The 17988-nt window shown below is 68.2% G+C and carries 16 protein-coding genes; 10 read left to right on the top strand and 6 right to left on the bottom strand.

All coding sequences use genetic code 11. The features are described 5' to 3' along the window. The first annotated feature begins 9 nt into the window (after positions 1-9). From I1A62_RS16120 to I1A62_RS16110, 3 genes are all read left to right on the top strand, one after another. Entirely contained in the window at positions 10-1569 is a 1560-nt protein-coding gene (locus I1A62_RS16120; RefSeq protein WP_219459155.1) for an APC family permease, read from the top strand. After that, positions 1566-3122 carry a GMC family oxidoreductase gene (locus tag I1A62_RS16115; RefSeq protein ID WP_219459154.1) on the top strand — a complete coding sequence of 519 codons (1557 nt, stop codon included), beginning with the start codon at positions 1566-1568 and terminating at the stop codon, positions 3120-3122. Before I1A62_RS16120 ends, I1A62_RS16115 begins: the two co-directional genes overlap by 4 nt. Before the next feature lie 93 nt (positions 3123-3215). Further along, positions 3216-4397: a thiolase family protein gene (locus tag I1A62_RS16110; RefSeq protein WP_219459153.1), complete on the top strand. Its 1182-nt coding sequence runs from the start codon at positions 3216-3218 to the stop codon at positions 4395-4397. A gap of 110 nt (positions 4398-4507) precedes the next feature. Here the strand turns inward: I1A62_RS16110 and I1A62_RS16105 are convergent, their stop codons facing one another. Both I1A62_RS16105 and I1A62_RS16100 read right to left on the bottom strand, forming a co-directional pair. Beyond that, on the bottom strand, positions 4508-5989 hold the full coding sequence (locus tag I1A62_RS16105; protein WP_219459152.1) for an NAD(P)/FAD-dependent oxidoreductase: 1482 nt from the start codon (positions 5987-5989) through the stop codon (positions 4508-4510). Then, positions 5986-6921 carry a patatin-like phospholipase family protein gene (locus I1A62_RS16100; RefSeq protein ID WP_124389862.1) on the bottom strand — a complete coding sequence of 312 codons (936 nt, stop codon included), beginning with the start codon at positions 6919-6921 and terminating at the stop codon, positions 5986-5988. The genes I1A62_RS16105 and I1A62_RS16100 overlap by 4 nt, the downstream gene beginning before the upstream one ends. Before the next feature lie 83 nt (positions 6922-7004). Here I1A62_RS16100 and I1A62_RS16095 point away from each other — a divergent pair, with 83 nt between their 5' ends. Next, positions 7005-7610, top strand: coding sequence for a TetR/AcrR family transcriptional regulator (locus I1A62_RS16095; protein WP_124389861.1), 606 nt, complete (start codon positions 7005-7007; stop codon positions 7608-7610). A gap of 5 nt (positions 7611-7615) precedes the next feature. Here the strand turns inward: I1A62_RS16095 and I1A62_RS16090 are convergent, their stop codons facing one another. From I1A62_RS16090 to I1A62_RS16080, 3 genes are all read right to left on the bottom strand, one after another. After that, positions 7616-8638: a magnesium transporter CorA family protein gene (locus tag I1A62_RS16090; protein ID WP_219459151.1), complete on the bottom strand. Its 1023-nt coding sequence runs from the start codon at positions 8636-8638 to the stop codon at positions 7616-7618. Between the two features lie 37 nt (positions 8639-8675). Next, the gene (locus tag I1A62_RS16085; RefSeq protein WP_219459150.1) at positions 8676-9878 is read right to left on the bottom strand and encodes an FAD-dependent monooxygenase; all 1203 of its coding nucleotides are present in this window, start codon (positions 9876-9878) and stop codon (positions 8676-8678) included. 68 nt (positions 9879-9946) lie between these two features. Then, positions 9947-11176 carry an aromatic acid/H+ symport family MFS transporter gene (locus tag I1A62_RS16080; protein ID WP_219459149.1) on the bottom strand — a complete coding sequence of 410 codons (1230 nt, stop codon included), beginning with the start codon at positions 11174-11176 and terminating at the stop codon, positions 9947-9949. Positions 11177-11224: 48 nt separating this feature from the next. Here I1A62_RS16080 and I1A62_RS16075 point away from each other — a divergent pair, with 48 nt between their 5' ends. The 4 genes from I1A62_RS16075 to I1A62_RS16060 all read left to right on the top strand — a co-directional run bounded on the left by I1A62_RS16075 (position 11225) and on the right by I1A62_RS16060 (position 14728). Further along, positions 11225-12031: an IclR family transcriptional regulator gene (locus tag I1A62_RS16075; RefSeq protein WP_124389859.1), complete on the top strand. Its 807-nt coding sequence runs from the start codon at positions 11225-11227 to the stop codon at positions 12029-12031. A gap of 64 nt (positions 12032-12095) precedes the next feature. Beyond that, positions 12096-13175: a cupin domain-containing protein gene (locus I1A62_RS16070; protein WP_087557133.1), complete on the top strand. Its 1080-nt coding sequence runs from the start codon at positions 12096-12098 to the stop codon at positions 13173-13175. A gap of 6 nt (positions 13176-13181) precedes the next feature. Continuing rightward, positions 13182-14009, top strand: coding sequence for a fumarylacetoacetate hydrolase family protein (locus I1A62_RS16065; protein WP_219459148.1), 828 nt, complete (start codon positions 13182-13184; stop codon positions 14007-14009). Between the two features lie 5 nt (positions 14010-14014). After that, positions 14015-14728: a maleylpyruvate isomerase family mycothiol-dependent enzyme gene (locus I1A62_RS16060; RefSeq protein WP_219459147.1), complete on the top strand. Its 714-nt coding sequence runs from the start codon at positions 14015-14017 to the stop codon at positions 14726-14728. A gap of 3 nt (positions 14729-14731) precedes the next feature. Here I1A62_RS16060 and I1A62_RS16055 read toward each other — a convergent pair whose 3' ends face one another. Continuing rightward, entirely contained in the window at positions 14732-15424 is a 693-nt protein-coding gene (locus I1A62_RS16055; protein WP_124389855.1) for an SDR family NAD(P)-dependent oxidoreductase, read from the bottom strand. A gap of 134 nt (positions 15425-15558) precedes the next feature. On the opposite strand from I1A62_RS16055, the gene I1A62_RS16050 reads away from it, so the two are divergent. Next, positions 15559-16452: a LysR family transcriptional regulator gene (locus I1A62_RS16050; RefSeq protein WP_124389854.1), complete on the top strand. Its 894-nt coding sequence runs from the start codon at positions 15559-15561 to the stop codon at positions 16450-16452. Positions 16453-16604: 152 nt separating this feature from the next. Then, on the top strand, positions 16605-17969 hold the full coding sequence (locus I1A62_RS16045; protein ID WP_219459146.1) for an MFS transporter: 1365 nt from the start codon (positions 16605-16607) through the stop codon (positions 17967-17969). The last annotated feature ends 19 nt before the right edge of the window (positions 17970-17988 follow it).

The raw sequence follows: 17988 nt of genomic DNA, 5'->3' as shown, positions 1-17988 counted from the left end.
GAGAGAACCATGGCTACTCGGCACGGTGCAGTGGGTGACGGAGATGAGCCGGGGGACAGTGGACTCGGCGAACTGGGGTACAAACAGGAATTGGACCGCAGTCTGGGCAAGTTCGCCAGTTTCGCGGCGGGAGTCAGCTACATCTCGATTCTCACCGGCACGTTCCAGTTGTTCTATTTCGGGTTCGGCACGGCGGGGCCTGCGTATCTGTGGTCCTGGCCGATGGTGTTCGTCGGGCAGATGGCCGTCGCGCTGTGCTTCATGGAACTCGCAGCTAAATACCCCGTCGCCGGCTCGGTCTACAACTGGGCCAAGCTGCTCGGCAGCAGGATCGTGGGCTGGTCGTCGGGCTGGCTGATGCTCACCGCGTCTATCGTGACGCTCTCCGCGGTCGTGCTCGCGCTGCAACTCAACCTGCCGCGCCTGTGGAGCGGTTTCCAGATCGTCGGTGACGGCAGCGGTGAATACGACTTCGCGACCAACGCCGTCATTCTCGGCACCATCATGATCGCGTTCACCACGGCGGTCAACGCGTTCGGCGTCAAGCTGATGGCCCTTATCAACAGCACCGGCGTGTTCGTCGAACTGATCGCCGCGGTCCTCATCGCGATCATCCTCGCCGCCAACATCACCCGCGGCCCGGAGGTGTTCTTCTCCACCCACGGGTACGGTGCCGGAGAGGCCGGCGGGTATCTGAGCGTCTTCCTCGTGGCGTCCCTCGCGTCCGGGTACGTGATGTACGGCTTCGACACCGCGAGTTCGCTCGGCGAGGAAACCGTCGACCCGCGGCGGACGGCACCCAAGGCGATCCTGCGGGCGATCCTCGCGTCCTTCGTGATCGGCGGGGCGATCCTGGTGTTCGCCGTCATGGCGGCCCCCGACCTGGACGATCCGCTGATCGGCAGCAGCGAGGGCGGCCTGCAGTACATCGTCGAGCAGGTGATGTGGGGACCGCTCGGCAAGATCTTCCTCGTCTGCATCGTCGTCGCGGTGACCGTCTGTTCGCTCGCCGTGCACGCCGCAGCCATCCGGCTCACGTTCGCGATGGCCCGCGACAACGCCCTGCCCTTCGGGGAGCGGCTGGCGCACGTCAACCCGAAGCATCAGACACCGGTGGTCCCCGCCATCGTGATCGGTCTGCTCGCGGCGTTCATCCTCGTCATCAACATCGGGCAGCCGCAGATCTTCACGGTGCTGACGTCGATCGCGATCATCATGATCTACCTGGCCTACCTCATGGTCACCGGTCCGCTGCTGAAGAAACGACTGCAGGGGCAGTGGCCGCCGAAGGAACTCGCCGAGAGCGGCTACTTCACGATGGGCCGGTGGGGGCTGGCGGTGAACATCTTCGCCGTGCTGTGGGGTGTGGGAATGGCGCTCAACCTCGCGTGGCCGCGCCCGGAGGTCTACGGAACCCCCTGGTACAACACGTGGGGCGCGTTCGTCTACATCGGCATCATCCTCGGGCTCGGACTCCTCTGGTACGCGGTGAAGGGCCGCAACCACATCGGCTGCCTCGCCTCGCACGCGGCGTCGACGAAGGACGAGGCGGAGAGTGAACTGCCATGACGGACACCGTGTTCGACTACGTGATCGCCGGCGGAGGAACCGCCGGATGCGTGCTCGCCGCCCGGCTCAGCGAGGACCCGTCCGTGACCGTGTGCCTCGTGGAGGCGGGCCCGTCGGACGTCGGTGACCGCAACGTCCTCGAGCTGTCGCAGTGGATGCACCTGCTGGACTCCGGGTACGACTGGGACTACCCGGTCGAGCCGCAGGAGCGGGGCAACAGCTTCATGCGGCACGCCAGGGCCAAGGTCCTCGGCGGCTGCTCGTCGCACAACTCGTGCATCGCGTTCTGGCCACCCGCCGAGACACTCGACGACTGGGCGGCGGCCGGTGCGACGGGCTGGGGTGCGAAGGACGTGTTGCCGCTCGTCGCGCGGGTGGAGAACAACGACGCCCCCGGCGAGCAGCACGGTCGCAGCGGTCCCGTGCGGTTGCGCGACGTCCCCCCGAACGACCCCTGCGGCGTCGCCCTGCTCGAGGCCGCGGCGAAGGTCGGGTTGCCGACCGTGCAGTTCAACCGAGGCAAGAGCGTCCTCGACGGCGCGGGGTGGTTCCAGATCAACGCGTCCGAGGACGGCACCCGCATGTCGACGTCGCACGCCTACCTGCACCCGATTCTCGGATCCCGCCCCAACCTCGACGTGCGCACCGACTGCTGGGTCGCCGAGATCGTCATCGACGACGAGATGTCCGCGACCGGGGTGCGCTACCAGCGTCCCGACCTCACCGGATACGACACGGTCTCGGCGCGACGCGAGGTGATCGTCACCGCCGGTGCCATCGACACCCCGAAACTGCTGATGCTCTCGGGTATCGGGCCCACGGTGCACCTGCGTGAGATGGGCGTGCAGGTCCGAGTCGACGCCCCCGGTGTCGGGCAGAACCTCGACGATCACGTCGAGGGGCTGGTGTTCTGGGAGGCGTCCCGGCCGATGGTCACGGAGTCGACGCAGTGGTGGGAGATCGGCCTGTTCGCCACCACCGAGACGGGGCTGAACCATCCGGACCTGATGATGCATTACGGCAGTGTGCCGTTCGACATGAACACCCTCCGGTGGGGCTACCCCACCACCGACAACGGTTTCTGCCTCACCCCGAACGTCACGCAGGGACTCTCCCGCGGAACGGTCCGGCTCCGCTCCCGCGACTTCCGGGACCGTCCGCGAGTGGACCCCCGGTATTTCACCGACCCCGACGGCCACGACGAGGCCGTGATGCTCGCCGGGTTCCGGCTGGCGCGCCGAATCGCCGAGCAGGAACCACTCCGGGGCTGGATCACGAGGGAATTGGCTCCCGGTCCGGAGGCGGAGACCGACGACGAACTGATCGACTACGCGCACCGCACCCACAACACCGTGTATCACCCAGCCGGGACCGCCCGGATGGGGGCCGCCACCGACCCGGCGGCCGTCCTCGACCCGGAGTTGCGGGTGAAAGGGGTGCGCAATCTGCGGGTGGTGGACGCGTCCGCGATGCCGAAACTGCCGTACGTCAACCCCAACATTACTACCATGACGATGGCCGAGAAGTGCGCCGATCTGATTCGCGGACGCTGACCCGATGACGTGCCGGAGGCCCTGCGTGAACCGCCAGGTACTTTGAAGTCCTACTATCTCCCCGTACTGGCAAGAGAGACGGAAGGGCACGTCATGAATACTCCTGAACCGATCGTCGTAGTCGACGGCGCGAGGACCCCGATCGGCAGCTTCGGGGGCGCGTTCAAGGACGTGCCCGCCCACGAACTGGGTGCGACCGCCGCGAAGGCCGCGCTGGACCGTGCCGGGGTGCCGGGTTCGGACATCGACGAGGTGGTGATGGGCTGCATCGGTCAGGTCGGGCCGGACGCCTACAACGCCCGCCGCGTCGCCCTGGCCGCGGGACTTCCCGAGAAGACCCCGGCGTACACCGTCAACCGGCTGTGCGGGTCGGGTCTGCAGGCGGTGTGGTCGGCGGCGCAGCAGATGCGGTGGGGTGGGGTGAACTTCGCCCTCGCCGGCGGCGACGAGAGCATGTCGCGGATGCCGTTCTACGACTTCTCGGCCCGCTCCGGGTACAAGCTCGGTGACCGTAAGCTGGTGGACGGCACGGTCGCGATCCTGACCGACCCGTTCGGTGGCGTGCACATGGGCCGCACCGCCGAGGCCGTCGCCCGCAAGTACGACGTGAGCCGGGAGCAGCAGGACGAGTTCGCCGTCGAATCCCAGCGCCGCGCCGCCTCGGATGCGGCGCGGGCCGCGTTCGCGGAGGAGATCACCCCCGTCGAGATCGGGGGCCGGCGTCCCAAGACGGTCGAGGTCGACGAGCATCCCAAGCCCGACACCACCCTCGAGACCCTGGCGAAGTTGCGGCCGGCGTTCGAGGAGGGCGGGTCGGTGACCGCGGGCAACGCGTCGGGGATCAACGACGGCGCCGCGGCGCTGGTGCTGGCCACCGAGTCCGCCGCCCGGGACAAGGGCCTGACCGGGCTGGTGACCCTCGAAGCGGTCGCGACGGCGGCGATGGACCCCGCGCTGATGGGATACGCCCCCGTGCTGGCGTTGCAGAACCTGTTCGAGCAGACCGGGACCACCCCGGGAGACATCGACGTGATCGAGCTGAACGAGGCGTTCGCGTCGCAGGCGGTCGCGGTGATCCGGGACGCGAAGCTCAGCCCGGACAAGACCAACCCGTACGGTGGGGCGATCGCGTTGGGTCACCCGGTCGGAGCGACGGGGGCGATCCTGAGCCTGCGGATCGCGAAGGACATGGTGCGCCGCGACCTCGAACTCGGAATCGTCACCATGTGCATCGGCGGCGGCCAGGCCCTCGCCGCCCTCTTCAAGCGCATCTGACCCCGCATGTGAGTGGCACAGTGTGCCCGCACACGCTGTGCCACTCACGTCAGGTGACGACGCCCGCGTCCAGAAGATTGACGCGGGCGCCAACGAGGTGATGAAGGGAATCATCGCGAAGTCGCTGTAGCCGTCGCCGGCTCACGCGACACGTCGTACGCCGCCTCGTCGAACCGGCCGAGTCGCTGCCGCATGCGGTCGGTCGACCACGGCCAGTTGAAGCTGTTGCGGCCGTTGACGTCGAGGAAGTAGCTCTGGCAGCCGCCGGCGTTGTAGACGGTGGTGGCCAGGGCTTCCTGGACCTGGGCGTTGAACGCGTCCTGCACGTCCCGGCGCGGTTCCATCCGCGTCCATCCGTTGCTCCGGGCAGCGGTGACAGCCTGGATCAGGTATTCGAGTTGAGCCTCGAGGATCATGAACGCCGACGTGTGGCCGGTCCCCAGGGCCGGCCCGAGGAGGACGAACGCGTTGGGGAAGCCCGCGACGGTCGTCCCGAGGTACGCCTGCGGGCTGCCCTTCCAGTGGTCGGCGAGGCTGCGGCCCTCGCCGTCGAACACCGTGGATCCGATCGGCATGTCGAGGATGTGGAAGCCGGTACCGAAGATGATGGCGTCCACCTCCCGTTCGGCGCCGTCGCTGCCGACGACGACGTTGCCGCGCACCGCTTGCACGGCGGTGGCGTGCACCTCGACGTTCGGACGGGTGAGCGCGGGGTAGTACGCGTTGGACAGCAGCAGACGCTTGCAGCCGAGCGTGTAGTCGGGCGTCAACGCCTTGCGCAGCTTCGGATCCCGCACCTGGGCACGCAGTTGCGCCTTGCCGACCTGCTGGATCACCCGCAGGATCCACGGATGCCGGAAGCCGAGCCCGAGAGATTCCATGATCGCGTACTCGAGGCGTCGCAACGCGCGGATCGCGCCCGGTACGCGGCGCAGGATCGTGCGCTCGACGCCGGGCAGCGTGTGGTCCGGCTTGGGCAGCACCCATTGCGCGGTCCGCTGATACAGATGGAGTTCCCCGACCTTCGGCTGGATGGCCGGGACGAATTGCACCGCGGACGCACCGGTTCCGACGACCGCCACGCGTTTGCCTGCGAGATCGTAGTCGTGGTTCCAGCGGGAGGAATGGAAGACCTCGCCGGTGAACGTGTCGAGACCGGGAATCGCGGGAACGAGCGGTTCGTTCCAGGGCCCGGCGGCGGCGATGACGGCGTTCGCGGTGAACGTGCCCGCGGACGTGTCCACCGTCCAGCGCCTCGTCTGCTCGCTCCACTCGGCGCGCTGCATCTCGGTTCCGAACTTCACGTGGGCGGGCACCCCGTGATCGGTGGCGGTGCGCTCGATGTACCGGCGGATCTCCTCCTGCCCGGCGAACAACCGCGACCACTCCCGGTTCGGCGCGAACGAATAGGAGTACAGGGCCGAGGGGACGTCGCACGCGCAGCCCGGGTAGGTGTTGTCGCGCCACGTCCCGCCCAGCGCGTCCCCCTTCTCGAGAACGGCGAAGTTGTCGATCCCGCTCTGCTTCAGGCGGATCGCGGCCCCGATACCGGAGATCCCGGCACCGACGATGAGGATGTCGAAGTGGTTCATGCGCGGACTCCGTTCGCGAGCTGTGCTCGGGTGGTGACGAGGGAATGTTCGAGGGTGGCGAGCCGGCGCCGGCCGTCCATGAAGTTCGGGCCCATGACGGCGAGGTCCTCGGCGGTCGCGTCGAGCCGGATCACCCGCGTTCCGGCCGCCTCCAGCCTCGCGACTTCGGCGTCGAGGCCCGCACTCATCCAGTTCCGCAGCATCCGGCGTTCGACGCGGGCAGCGCCGCGGCCGGGGATGCGGCCGGTCGACGCCATCGGTGCCAGCACGATCACTTCGTCGAGTTGGAGGGGCAGGACGAGGTCGGCGGACGCGGTGGACGCCGCTCCGCCGTCGACGAACCGCCGGCCGCCGAGGGGGACCGGGGGAAACCAGCCGGGAATCGCCCACGACGCCCGCAGCGCTTCGGACAGGGTCGCGGCCGGTGCGCCGGGTGAGCCGAATGCGATGCGTTCGCCCGTGTCGTAGTCCATGCTCACCAGCCACGTCGCCGGGTGGCGAACCCAGCCGGACTTGCCCGTGAACCGCTGCGCCAGCCGGTCGAGCCAGGCGGTGTCCCCGCGACCGCGGGGAAGGAGTCCGCTGGCGGCGGTGACGGGCGGAAGTCCGCGGCGCAGCAGGCCGGGCGAGCCGAGGCCCGGCGCCGGGAGCGGCGGGAACCGTCCCGGTGCGGCGGCGAGATGTCCGTCGAGCGCCGGATGGGTGGCGCCACCGAGTTGCATCGCGAGCAGTTCGTCGACGCCTGCCCCGCCGCCCAGCATGGTGACGAGTTCGGCGCCCGCGGACGTGCCGACCAGTACGTCGGCCTCGCGCGGGTCCCATCCCAGGGCGTCGCTCACGGCGACCAGGGCGGCCACCGTCCACGCTGAGCCGAGCGTGCCGCCGCAACCGATCACCAGCCCGCGACTGAGTTGTGTGTCACTTGAAGTCATACCTAGGAAGCTATCAGAAACCAGATACCGCCGGTATATGAAAAGTAGAATATTCTCGCAGGGGCTTCGGAGAAAGGGTGAGCATGGCGCGATTGACCAGGTCGGAGAGTCAGGCGCGGACGCGGGCGCATCTCGTCGCGACCGCGCGCGACCTCTTCCTCGCCGACGGGTACGCGGCCACCTCACTCGAGAAAGTCGCCGACGAGGCCGGCTACTCCAAGGGTGCGGTGTACTCCAACTTCAAGAACAAGAAGGAACTGTGCCTCGAGGTGCTCGGGCTCATTCACTCCACCAAGGGGCAGGAGATCGCGGAGGCGCTCGGCGGCGGCGAGACGATGGAGGAGCGACTCGAGGCGTTCCAGGCCTGGGCGGAGAAGACGCTCGGCGACGTCGGGTGGACCATGCTGGAATTCGAGCTGATCGTGCTGTCCCGTCACGACCCCGAACTGCGCGACGCGCTCACCGCCACCCTCGGTGTCGCGCGGGAGATCACGGTCACGCTGCTGAAATCGTTCACCGACTCACTCGGGGTCGTCCTGCCCGTGCCCACGCAGGACGCGGCCAGCAGCATCCTCAGTCTCGGTGTCGGACTGGGCATTCAGCGCGCCATCGATCCCACCATCTCGGCCAGGGTGGTCACCGACAACCTCCGGGTGCTGCTGGCCGTGTCGCAGCCGAGCGAACTCTAGATCCGTCAGAGCCAGTCGCGCCGTCGGAACAAGACATACAGCAGGCTCGCGGACGTCACGATCACGACGGTGCTGACGATCGTCCCCGACACCTGTCCGACCCCGGGGAACAGGACGTTCTGACCGAACCACCCCGTCACCGCGGTGGGGACCGCGATGATGGCCGCCCAGCCGGTGAGCTTCTTCATGACGGTGTTGAGCCGGGCGTCCTGCAGCGACAGATTCGTCTCGAACACGGTCACCACCATGTCGCGCAACGACTCCGTCCACTCGGCGGCACGCGTCACGTGGTCGTAGAGATCGGTGTACAGGCTGTCGAGAACCGGCGACCGATCGCGTTCGGACTCGGCCCGCCCACGGATGACGGCGCCCACCACCTCCCGCATCGGCAGCACGACGCGACGCAGTTGCACCAGTTCCTTCCGCAACCGGTACGTGCGCTGCTGAATCTCCTTGGTCCGCGCGGACTCGTCGAACAGTCCCTCCTCGAGCGCTTCGATCGCGTCGTCGATCGTCTCGATCGTCTCGAACTGGCCGTCCACGACGGCGTCGAGCAGGCCGTGCAGGAGCGCGAGTGCGCCCGAACCCGGTGTGAGCAGCGCGGGGTCCTCCTCCCAGCGCTCCACGACCTGCGACATGTCGAACCGGTCGTCCCGCCGCACCGTGATGATCCCGTTCGACAGCACGAACGCCGAGACGCGGCTGAGCCGAAGCCGTGAGTCGAGGACGCCGAGCGTGTTGACGTCGTCGGCGTCGAACCAGGTGGCGTACGCGGTCACGAATGCGTGGCCGGCGTAACGCGTCGCCTTCGGTCGCTCGCCGCGGGCGACGGCATCCTCGATGGCGTTCGGATCGAGCGACAATTCGTTCGCCAACTCGGTCAGGCGCTCGTGGTCGGGGTCGCACAGATCGACCCATACGAGCGCGTTCTCGTCCCGCACCTTCTCGGACACGTCGGCAAGCGGAAAGTCCTTGCCCACGCACTCGCCATCACGCCACACACGGGTTCGCACCAGGTTGAGGGTCACTCACCCAGTCTGCCGAACCCTCCGGGCGGGGAGGCGATTATGACGTGCGATCGGACGCGTAACCCCACAGCCAGTCGGTGTACTTGTAGCTCGACGTGTCCCGGGTGCGGAACAGTTCGTTGCGTGCGATGCGGGCGGTGCCGTCGAGGTGCCACAACTCGCCCCACATGCGTCCGGTGGTGATGATGCGATTGCAGCGCGGTGCGCGTTCGGTGTTGACCTCCTTCAGGATCTGCGGCCACGCGGAGTTGCCACCGCCGGCGGAGAAGTCCTCGTCGGCATAGTCGGCCAGGCACTTCGCGTCCTCGATCGCCATCACCGCTCCCGACGCCAGGTACTGCAGCGGGGGGTGCGCGGCGTCGCCGAGCAGGATCATCCGCCCGTCCACCCAGTTCTCGATGGGCTCGCGGTCGTACATCGGCCACCAGCGGTCCTTCCACAGGTAGTCGATACCGCGGCGGACGTTCTCGTGGCAGTGCGCGTAGGCCTGCTCGAGTTCCTCGGGGCCACCCCAGTTCTCGACCCCGTTCTTGTAGCCGGGCGATTCGAACACCGCGACCTGGTTGAGCATCTCGCCGCCGCGCAGCGGGTACTGGATGAAGTGGCATCCCGGTCCGATGTACCCGACCACGTCCTCGATGTCCTCGTCGAGGTCGACCTCGTCGTACGGCGTGGTGCCGCGGTAGGCGGCGTAGCCGGACGACACCGGTTCGTCGTCCGAGATCTTCGCCCGCAGCCGGGATTTGAGGCCGTCCATGCCGAGGGCGATGTCGGCCTCGTGGGTGCGCCCGTCGTCGGTGCTCACGTGCACCCGGTCGCCGTCGGTGACCACGTCGGTGACGGTGACACCCGTGTGCAGTTCGGCGCCCGCCGCCCGCGCGGCGTCGACGAGCGTCGCGTGCAGGTCGCTTCGGTGGGTCACGAAGTACGGTCCGCCGTAGCGGGCCCGGAACTCGGCGCCGAGGTCGATCTTCGTGAGCACCTCGGCGGTCACGGCGTCGCGGAACACGATGTTCTTGGGCAGGAAGGCTCGGGAGAGAACGTCGTCGAGCACGCCCCAGGAGTCGAGGATGCGGGCACCGTGCGGCCCGACCTGCAGTCCGGCGCCGACCTCACCGAATTCGGTGGCCCGTTCGAACAGGGTGACGTTCGCGCCCTTCCTGGCGAGGGCGAGGGCGTTGGCCGCGCCGCCGATCCCGCCTCCGGCGATGATGATGCGTGCGTCCTGCAGGTTCGACATGACAGTTCCTTCGTTTCGAGCGTTCGGGGCAGGTGAGTGGCAAAGCGTGCCGGGGGACACGGCGGCACTCACGTGGGGGAGGGGAAGCGGCGCCAGATCACGGTGAGCAGCAGTGCGGCGACGAGCGCGCTGACGCCGAAGAGAATGAAGTTGGAGTCCGCGCCGAGCCCGGCGGCCAGCAGCAAGCCGCCGATCTGCGGTGCGGCGACGGCCCCGACACGGCCGACGCCGAGCGCCCAGCCGAGGGCGGTGCCGCGCAGATAATCGGGATAGTAGGACGCGACCGCGGCGATGATGAGGCACTGGGTTCCGTGGGTCCCGACGCCGGCGAGCACGAAGATGACGTAGATCAGCGCCACCGGTGGGCTCGTCAGCAACGACAGCAGCGCGACACCTGCGAGGAGCGCGGCGACGATGCTGGTGGGGATCGTGCCGAACCGGACGCCGCCCCAGGCGGTGACGAACGATCCCGCGACGGCGCCGAGGTTGAGCGCGAGGGCGAACGTGAGCGCGCTGCCGAGGTCGGTGCCCGCACCCTGCATGAGTTTGGGCAGCCACGTGCCGAGGCCGTACCACGCGAGCAGGGTGACCATCGTGGCGAGAGCGAACATGATGCTGACGGAACGGAATCGGGTACCGAGAAGTGCGCTGAAGCCCGTGGCCGGCCGCACCTCCGTCGACGTCACAGCCGCAGTGTGGTCGGGCAGCGTCTTCCACGCGATCGGCACCAGCAGGATCAGCGGGACGAGCGCGAAAGCGAACATCGGCTGCCAGCCCCAGTTCGGGATGACGGGGATGCCGAGCAGTGCCGCGATCGAGCCGCCGATGGGAACCCCGGACATCATCATCGTGGCCACCGCGGCGCGCCACCTCGCGGGGACCAGTTCCGCGGCAAGCGCATTGGACGTCGGAACCAGGCCGCCCAGGCCGAGCCCGGCGATCAGACGCAACGCGCCGAACATGACGGGGCCGGTCGCCAGCGCGCACAGCGCGGTGAACACGGACAGGACGATCGCGCAGCCGATCACCGCCCGCTTGCGTCCCACGATGTCGGAGAGGCGGCCCGCGAGGACGGCGCCGATCATCATCCCCAGGAACGCGAGACTGCCGAGCGTGCCCGCGGTCGCGGCGCTGATGCCCCATTCGTTCTGGAGGCTCGGGATGACGTTGCCGTAGACGATGAGGTCGTAGCCGTCGAAGACCACGAAGAGCCAGCAGACGACGACGGCGATCGTGGCGGTGCGGTCCAGTCCGACGCGGTTCGTCGTCGGCGCCGCGGTGGTGGCGGTGAGGGGCATGTATCGAGGGTGATGCGGCGCACAGCACCCGTGCAATAAAGTTCTGCTGTGCAGAAAAAGAAAACCATCGAGAAGCCGGCGTACATGCTGGAGTCCGTCGACAACGCGCTGCGCCTGCTGCAGATGCTGCGCGACGTCGGAGCGCTGCGGATCAAGGACGCCGCCGAGGAACTCGGCATCGCACCGTCGACCGCGCATCGGCTGATGGCGATGCTGGTGTACCGGGGGTTCGCCGTTCAGGACGAGAAACGCCGGTACCACCCCGGGGCGGCGATGGGGGCCGGCCCGGCGCAGCGGGGGTGGACCCGCGAGTTCAACGACCTCTGCCGGCCCCACATGGAGGCACTCGCGATCCTGTGCGGCGAGACCGTCAACCTCGTGATCCGCGTCGGCACCCAGGCCCGCTTCCTGTCGTCCGCCGAGTCGGCGGGAATCCTACGGGTCGGCGACCGGCAGGGGCAGGTTCTCGATGCGGAATTGACTGCAGGAGGACGCATTCTGCTGGCGGAACTCCCGAGGGACACCCTCGCGCAGCTGTACCTGCGGCCCGCGGATCTGGCCGACGACGAACGCGAGTGGGGCGACCGCCGTCTGCCTGCCGACGAGTTCGAGCGGTTCTACCGGGAACTGTCCGCCGCCCGCGCCGTCGGGTTCGCCGTCAACGTGCAGCAGACCGAGGAAGGCGTCGCCGCATTCGGTGTCGCCATCCGGAACCGGGCCCGGACCGCCGTCGGAGCGCTGACCGTGGCCGTGCCGATCACCCGCTTCCGTCAGCACTCGCAGGGCCCGCTGGTGTCGCAGATCAAGAACGCGATCCGCGAACTCGAGGTCGACATCGCGGATCTCGAACCCTGACCAATTATTCTGCACACAAGAATCTTGTATCGACGTGGCGGCCTGAACTCCTAGCGTCGATGCCATGACCGCCACCGAACCGCACGTCGACGACGACCCCGCGCTGAAGCAGCTGTACACCGATTTCGAGGCCGAGCACCTGAATCCGTTGTGGACTCAGCTCGGCGATCTGATGCCGATGACGCCGACGTCGCGGGCGGTGCCGTTCGTGTGGAAGTGGTCGACGTTGTATCCGCTGGCGCAGCGGGCGGGGGATCTGGTCCCGGTCGGCCGTGGTGGGGAGCGGCGGGCGATCGCGCTGGCTAACCCGGGCCTGGGGGGTGTGCCGTATGTGACGCCGACGTTGTGGGCGGCCATCCAGTACCTGGGGCCGAAGGAGGTGGCCCCGGAGCACCGGCACGCGCAGAACGCGTTCCGGTTCGTCGTCGAGGGCGAGGGGGTCTGGACGGTCGTCAACGGGGATCCGGTTGCGATGCGGCGCGGCGACTTCCTGCTGACCCCGGGCTGGCATTTCCACGGCCACCACAACGAGACCGATCAGCCGATGGCCTGGATCGACGGCCTCGACATTCCGTTCGTGCACTACACCGACACCGGGTTCTTCGAGTTCGGCTCCGAGAACGTCACCGACGATTCGACCCCGGACGTGTCCCGGTCGGAGCGGTTGTGGGCGCATCCGGGACTGCGGCCGCTGGTGGGGTTGGACGCGAAGACATCGTCGCCGATCGCGGCGTACCGGTGGGAGCACACCGACGCGGCGCTGCGCGAGCAGTTGGCGCTCGAGGACGAGGGGTACGCGGCGACCACCGAACCCGGTCATGCCGCGGTCCGCTACACCAACCCGACCACCGGTGGGGACGTGATGCCCACGATCCGCGCCGAGTTCCACCGGCTGCGGGCCGGCGCCCACACCCGCCCGCGCCGGGACGTCGGCTCGACCGTCTATCAGGTGTTCGAGGGTTCGGGCCGGTTCGTCCTGGGCGGGCAGACCCGCACCGTCGGCAAGGGCGACATGATCGTGGTCCCGTCCTGGACGGAGTGGTCGATCGAGGCCGACACCGAGTTCGACCTGTTCGCGTTCTCCGACGCCCCGATCGTCGAGCGCCTGCACTTTCACCGCACGTACATTTCCGAAGGAGCCTGAAATCTCATGAAGCTTGCCACCCTGCGCCGCACCGGCGGCACCGTCGCCGTCCGCGTCGAGTCCGACACCACCGCCACCGTCATCGACGGCTACCCGGATCTGTCCGTGCTTTTGAACGACCCGGACTGGAAGTCGATCGCGGAGAACGCATCCGGTGACACCGTGAATCTCGACGGCGCGGATTACGCGCCGGTGGTCCCGAACCCGGGGAAGATCATCTGCGTCGGGTTGAACTACGCCAACCACATCAAGGAAATGGGCCGGGAACTGCCCGAGTTCCCGACCCTGTTCGCGAAGTTCCGGGAGGCGCTGACCGGACCGTACGACGACGTGATCGTCCCCGCCTACGCCGCCGCCCAGCTGGACTGGGAGGGGGAGTTGGCGTTCGTCGTCGGGAAGCAGGCGTATCAGGTCCCGGAGGCCGAGGCGGAGTCCTACATCGCCGGGTACTCCGTGATGAACGACTACACGATGCGGGACTACCAGTACCGCACGCTGCAGTGGGATCAGGGCAAGACATTCGAGAAGACCAGCGGCTTCGGACCGTTCCTGACGACCACCGACTCCTACACGTTCGGCGGTGCCCTCGTCACCACGCTCGACGGGCAGGTCGTGCAGACCACCACCACCGACGATCTGGTGTTCACCCCGGCGAAGCTGGTGGAGTACATCTCGCACATCGTGACGCTGCAGCCCGGTGACGTGGTGATCACCGGCACCCCGGGCGGGGTCGGGCACGCCCGCAAGCCCGGTCTCTACATTCAGGACGGGCAGACGGTCGAGGTCACCATCGACGGTCTCGGTTCGGTGCGTAACAAGACGATCGTCAAGTAGGGGCCGTGAGTTTCCACGATCTCGACCTGGCCGAGCAGTTGCTGATCGCCCGCCGCGGCACGGCGTATTTCGCGCAGCGTCTCGCCGAGCTGACCGACGAGCAACTGCACGAGCCGACGGCGCTGTCCGGGTGGTCGCGCGCGCACCTGGTGGCGCACGTCGGCTACAACGCGGCCGCGTTGTGCCGGCTGCTGGACTGGGCGGCCACCGGGATCGAGACCCCGATGTATGCGTCGCCGGAGCAGCGGGGGCGGGAGATCGCCGAGGGCGCCACCTTGTCGGCGGCGGCACTGCGGAACCTGTTCGACCACACCGTCGCCCGCCTCGACGAGAAGTGGCGGAACCTGCCGGCCGCGGCGTGGGAGGCGCAGGTGCGCACCGCGCAGGGCCGTACCGTGCCGGTGTCGGAGACGGCGTGGATGCGGACCCGGGAGGTGTGGATCCACGCCGTGGACCTGGGGAACGGGGGCCGGTTCGGCGACTTCCCCGACGTCGTGCTGGAGTCGCTGCTCACCGACATCGTCGGCATGTGGCGTCGCAAGGACCGCGGCGCGGGCCTCGTGCTCACGGTCGACGGCAGTGAACCGGCTGCGGTGCAGCCGGAGTCGCCGGCCGCCGGCAAGGTGTCCGGGCCCCTCGCCGCAGTCGTGCGGTGGGCCGCCGGCCGTGGCGCGGTCGGGCTCGGCGCGGACATCCCCGAGCCGCCGCACTGGTTGTGAGCGCTAGTACGACGCCCGGCCACCGCTGGCGTCGTAGACGGCACCGGTCGAGAAACTGAGCGCCTCGGACGACAGCCACGCGACGAGTTCGGCGATCTCCTCGGGCCGTCCCATCCTGGCCATCGGGGTGAGACTCTGCGAGCGCGCGAGGATCGCCGGGTCGGTGCCGGCGTTCATCGGGCTCTCCACCGCCGCCGGGGCGACCACATTGGCGAGGACGCCGGTCGTCGCGACCTCCTTGCCGAGCGATTTCGTCAACGCGATCACCGCCGCCTTGGACGCCGAGTAGGCGCTCTGCCCGGGATTACCGTCCTTGGCCGCGATGCTCGCCAAGTTCACGACCCGCCCCCAGCCGGCGTCGGTCATGGCGGGCACGAACGCGCGGCACACGAGGAACGTCCCCTCGACGTTGATGCGGAACGTGCGGCGCCAGTCGTCGAGTTCGACGTCGACCAGTGGCGCCGAGGGCCCCACGACACCGGCGCTGTTGACGAGGATGTCGACGCGGCCGAGGCGTGCGGCGAGGTTCTCGACGGCGTCGGCATCGGTGACGTCGAGGCGCTCGTCGGCCCCGGCGGCGATGTCCGCGGTGACGACGCGGACCCCGGCGTCGGCGAGGCGTTTCGCGCACGCCGCACCGATTCCGCTCGCGCCGCCGGTGACGAGCGCGGTCGCGCCCTCGGGATACGTGACCATGGTGGTTTCTCCTCGCGACTGTGTGCGCATTAGTCTTGTTCTATGTGCGAAATCGGAATGATCCATTTCGCACTGTGTACGAATTGGAATATATGGGCTGAGCCACACTCGTCAAACTCGCCGAAGGGGATCCGATGGAGATTCGCTGGCTTCAAGCGTTCGTCGCCGTCGCCGAAGAATTGCATTTCGGCAGGGCCGCCGCACGGCTCCAGATGGCGCAGTCGCCGCTGAGCCAGACGGTGCGCAAACTCGAGAAGGACATCGGCGTGCCGCTGTTCGAGCGGAGCACCCGCAGCGTCGCGCTCACGTCGGCGGGCCACACGTTCCTGCCGCACGCGTACCGCATTCTCGAGAGTGTCGACATCGCGCGTCAGGCCACGCGCGCGTCCGCCGGGGGCGTGTACGGCCGCATCAAGATCGGCTTCACCGGCGTGCTCAACCATCTGTCCCTGCCGCCGCTCACCCGTGCGCTCCGGCAGCGCTACCCCGACATCGAACTCACCCTCGTCGGGCGAATCATGACCCGCGACGCCATCACTCAACTGGACAGTGGCGCACTCGATCTCGCGTTCGTCGGGCTTCCCGTCGAGACGGCCTCGGTGTCGACGCGGCTGATCCGCCGGGAGCCGTTCGGTGCTGTGCTCCCGGCCGATCACCCGCTCGCATCGGAACCGCAGATCGACCTGCGCGACCTCGCCGAGGACGGGTTCGTGACGACGCCGCTGTCGGCCGGTTCGGCGTTGCAGGAGGTGGCGATGCGCGCCTGCGTCGATGCGGGGTTCCGTCCCCGCGTCGTCCAGGAGATCACCGATCCGTACATGATCCTGATGCTGGTGGCGACGGGTGTCGGCGTGGCGCTGATGACGTCGGGCATCGCCGCGATCACGCCCCCGGGCACGGTGTTCGTTCCCCTCACCGGCGAGCCCATCTACATGAACCACGGCCTCGCCTGGTCGCCCCGTCGTGTCTCTGATGCGCTCCGGGTCGCGCTCGCGGTGTCGGAGGAGATCCTGCCGACCCCCGATTAGGACGTTTTCGATCTATATCTAAGACTTTTTTTGCGCTGGACTGCGCATAGTCCGCCATGACACGCTCGTCACGGTCCGGAACTTCGTGTGAGGTGAGTCACCTCCGAAGAACGCCTCGCGGCGACACCGGATCCTGGGACGAAAGGAACACCATGGCAAGCACGTCTACACGCGACACCGGGGGACAACCGAACGAGAACGCCCGCCGGGCCGCCGTCTCGGGATTCCTCGGCAGCACGCTCGAGTACTACGACTTCTTCATCTACGGGTCCGCGGCAGCGCTCGTCTTCCCGAAGATCTTCTTCCCGGGCGGAGGAGCGACGGCGACGTTGCTGTCGATCGGCACGCTCGGCGTCGCGTACATCGCGCGTCCGCTCGGCGCCGTGCTGTGGGGGCACCTCGGCGATCGATACGGCCGCAAGAATTCCCTGCTGGCCTGCCTGCTCCTCATGGGCATCGCGACGGTCGTCGTCGGCTGCCTTCCCACGTACGAGCAGATCGGAATGGCCGCGCCCATCATCCTGGTGCTCCTGCGGTTGCTGCAGGGCCTGTCCGCCGGCGGCGAATCGCCGGGATCCTCCGCGTTGACCCTCGAACATGCGCCGGACGGTCGCCGCGCGTTCTTCACGTCGTTCACCATGAGCGGCATCATGTTCGGCATCGTCATCTCGAGTCTGGTGTTCATTCCCGTGGCCGCCCTGCCGGACGACGCGCTCTACTCGTGGGGCTGGCGGGTGCCGTTCCTGCTCAGCATCGTCGTGACGGGTGTCGCGGTCTGGCTGCGCCGCAAGCTCGACGAGCCGGAAGTCTTCGAGGAGCTGAAGGAGCACGACGACACGGCGGGCATCCCCGTCGTCGAGATGTTCCGCTCGCACTGGCGCACCGTGATCCGCATCAGCCTCAGCGCGACGTTCGCGATGATCAACACGATCGTCAACGTCTTCGCGCTGGCGTACGCCGTGCAGGTCGCCGGGCTCGAACGCTCCACGATGCTGTGGGCCATCGCCACCGCCAATTTCGTCGCCGTGCTCACCCAGCCACTGTTCGGCATCCTCGCCGACCGGATCGGCCGCAAGCCGGTGTTCGTCACGGGTGCCGTCGGCGCCGCAGGCATGGTCTTCGTGTTCTTCCACGCCATCGGAACCGGCAGCGCGCCCATGGTGTTCGCGGCCGGCATCGTCCTGATCGGCCTGTTCTACGCGATGCCCAACGGGGTATACCCCGCGTACTTCCCCGAGCAGTTCCCCGCCAAGGTCCGGTACACCGGAATGGCCGTCAGCCTGATGCTCGGACTGCTGGTCGCCGGTTTCACCCCGGCCATCGCGCAGTGGCTTTCGGCGGGCGACACCGCGAACTGGACCCCGGTCGCCTGGATGTGCCTGGGCTTCGCCCTGCTGTCCTCGGCCGCCGCGCTCACCGGTCCCGAGACCTACCGCACCCCCACCGAGCAGTTGGGCGAACCCGACGCGACGACGGCCGGCACGCGGGAGCAGGCGCTCGTCCGCAACGACGCCTGACCGACACCTCTGCAGGAGA

The sequence above is a fragment of the Rhodococcus sp. USK10 genome, assembly GCF_019378875.1.
Taxonomy (GTDB): Bacteria; Actinomycetota; Actinomycetes; order Mycobacteriales; family Mycobacteriaceae; genus Rhodococcus_F; species Rhodococcus_F pseudokoreensis.
This window is presented reverse-complemented; position numbering and strand designations above follow the sequence as displayed.